This is a genomic window from Mesorhizobium sp. M7A.F.Ca.AU.001.01.1.1 (assembly GCF_004022735.1).
Lineage (GTDB): Bacteria > Pseudomonadota > Alphaproteobacteria > Rhizobiales > Rhizobiaceae > Mesorhizobium > Mesorhizobium ciceri.
In genome coordinates, this window is the sequence record NZ_RZPF01000768.1 from 1 (window position 1) to 2,932 (window position 2,932).

General features: G+C 63.5%; 3 protein-coding genes. All 3 read left to right on the forward strand.

From position 1 onward, the window contains the following. A partial coding sequence (locus EN884_RS31445) for an amidohydrolase (protein WP_128360953.1) occupies positions 1-947 on the forward strand: 947 nt, incomplete at its 5' end. 430 nt (positions 948-1,377) lie between these two features. Next, a complete protein-coding gene (locus tag EN884_RS31450) occupies positions 1,378-1,551 on the forward strand; it encodes a hypothetical protein (protein ID WP_013532459.1) in 174 nt (57 codons plus the stop codon). Positions 1,552-1,648: 97 nt separating this feature from the next. Beyond that, a partial coding sequence (locus tag EN884_RS31455) for an ATP-dependent helicase (RefSeq protein WP_164895276.1) occupies positions 1,649-2,932 on the forward strand: 1,284 nt, incomplete at its 3' end.

The window sequence follows — 2,932 nt, forward strand, 5'->3', positions numbered from 1 at the left end:
ACATGGATGCGCTGCGCATATCAGAACAATCGGACGCATCTTACCGGTCCGGCAATCCCGGCATCATGCATGCCTGCGGCCATGACGGCCACACCACCATGCTGCTCGGCGCGGCAAAGCTGCTGGCCGGTGAGGGCGGTTTCGACGGCACCGTGCGCTTCGTCTTCCAGCCGGCCGAGGAATGGGGCAGGGGCGCACTCGCCATGCTCGAAGATGGGCTGATGCAGCGCTTTCCCTTCGACGAGATCTTTGGCCTGCACAACATGCCCGGCCTGCCGATCGGGCATTTCGAGACCCGTGCCGGACCCATAATGTCGGCCGAGGACAACTTCGAGATCGTGCTCAAGGGGCTCGGCGGCCATGCCGCGCGGCCGCATGCGGGCAACGAGACGCTGGTCGCGGCCTGCGCGCTGGTCACCAATCTGCAGACCATCGTCTCGCGCCGACTGAGTCCGGCCGACATATCCGTGGTTTCGGTGACCGAGCTGATCACCGACGGCACCCGCAACGCTCTGCCCGGTCTTGCCCGCATCCTCGGCGATGCGCGCAGCTTCCGTCCCGAGGTCAGCGCCGAGATCGAGCGGCAGATGCGCATTCTCGCCGAGGGCATCGCTGCCGCCTATAATGTCACCGCCGAGGTCAAGTACAGCAGGGAGTTCGTGCCGCTGCGCAACGATGCCGAACTGGTCGATGCCGCATTCGCCGCCGCCAGAGGCGTCTTCGAACCCGGCAACATCGCCGTCGCCCGCGAGCCGATGACCGCTTCGGAGGATTTCGCCCGCTTCCTCGACCACGTGCCGGGCTGCTTCGTCTTCCTCGGCAATGGCGAAGCTTCCGCGCCGCTGCACAATTCCAGCTACGACTTCAACGATGACGGGCTGCTGTTCGGCACGAATTTCCATGTAGCCGTGGTCAGGCAAAGGCTGGGTGGCGACGCGGGAAGATGATCGCGTTTTGATCGCCAACTCCCGGGTTTATTGAGATTGCCGGGATGATGGTCAAGACAAGCTCTTGACGGCTGGTGACCGATAGGGCCGTGTGCGTCGGTACGTTTTTAACAAAGACAATCCCCCGATGACGCAGGGGAAAGACTCAGCTAGCCTTACCTGTGCGGCGGACTTAATTATCCGCTTGGCCGGCGCTTCACTCCTCCCAAGCGGCGCCGGCCTTCTTCTCCAAAAGTTCGTCCGGGACGCCACAGCGGGTTGCGGCAGCACGCGAACCTCGCAAAGGCCAAGTTCCGCCTCCGGTTGCCTCGAGAATGCATCGGGAGCGCCGGCGAAACCGCCCTCCATCTTCGACTGCGCGCGTGGACGATTGGCAAGGGAACCAAAGGCTGTTTCTACGGTTGGTTCTGCTCCAAAGGAGTGTTGCACCATGTTCCGTCTGCTCGTCGCCGGCGCCTTCGCCTATGTCACTTATCGCATCGCCAGGAAGATGGTCGAAAACGTGCCCGATACGGTCGACCCGCTGCTGTTGCCGCCGTCGCAACCTGATCGCGAGACCTTGCGACGGCAGTCGGCCGACATGGGTGTCGATCCGCAACGCTAGCCGCGATCCCTTCTCTTCAGACCGGCCCCAGTCCTGCATGGGTTAGGTGTGCCCGCATCGATGTTGCGAACAAAGCAGAAACGATGCTTGATGGGCGATGAACCTCGCCACCGCTGATTCGACCTTTCGGGAACCGACCGTCCAGCCTGCCTATCTCGCGCGGCTGAACGATGCCCAGCGCCAGGCCGTCGAGCACGGCGCCGGTCAGATTGCCGGCCCGTTGCTGGTCATTGCCGGCGCCGGATCTGGCAAGACCAACACGCTGGCGCATCGCGTCGCTCATCTGATCGTCAAGGGCGCCGACCCGCGCCGCATCCTGCTGATGACGTTTTCGCGCCGCGCGGCATCCGAAATGGCCAGGCGCGTCGAGCGTATTGCCGGCGAGGTGCTCGGCCGCGATGCAGCCGTCATCACCGATGCGCTGACCTGGGCCGGCACCTTTCACGGCATCGGCGCGCGGCTGTTGCGCGACTATGCGCTGGAGATCGGTCTCGACCCGGCCTTCACCATCCATGATCGCGAGGATTCCGCCGACCTGATGAATCTGGTCCGCCACGAACTCGGCTTCTCGAAGACGGAAGCGCGTTTCCCCACCAAGGGCACTTGCCTTGCCATCTATTCGCGCGCGGTGAACGCGCAGGCGCCGCTCAACGAGGTGTTGGGTTCCGCCTTTCCCTGGTGCGCCGGCTGGGCGGAGCAGCTGAAAGAATTGTTCGCCGGTTATGTCGAGGCCAAGCAGGCGCAAAACGTGCTCGATTACGACGATTTGCTGCTCTACTGGGCGCAGATGGCGGCGGAGCCCGAGATAGCGGCGCATCTGGGCGGGCGTTTCGACCATGTGCTGGTCGACGAATACCAGGACACAAATCGCCTGCAGGCTTCGATCCTCATGGCGCTGAAACCCGACGGCGCCGGGCTGACGGTGGTGGGCGACGATGCGCAATCGATCTATTCGTTCCGCGCCGCCGAGGTTCGCAACATCCTCGACTTCCCCAATCAGTTCGCGCAAGCCGCCGACGTGGTGATGCTGGAGCGCAATTACCGCTCGACCGAGACCATCCTTGCTGCCGCCAACGCGGTGATCGGCGAAGCCTCGGAGCGCTTCACCAAAAACCTGTGGTCGGAGCGCAAATCCAGCGACAGGCCAAAACTGGTGACCGTGCGCGACGAAGTCGAGCAGGCCAATTTCGTCTGCGACACCATCCTGGCCGAGCGCGAGGCGGGCACAGCGCTGAAATCCCAGGCGGTGCTGTTTCGCGCCTCGCATCACAGCGGGCCGCTGGAGATCGAACTGACGCGGCGCAACATTCCCTTCGTCAAATTCGGCGGCCTGAAGTTTCTCGATGCCGCCCACGTCAAGGATGTGCTGGCGGTGCTGCGC

Bases quoted from the DNA above. Each gene is read 5' to 3' on its own strand.
- EN884_RS31450 (WP_013532459.1), top strand. From the start codon at position 1,378: ATGTTCCGTCTGCTCGTCGCCGGCGCCTTCGCCTATGTCACTTATCGC.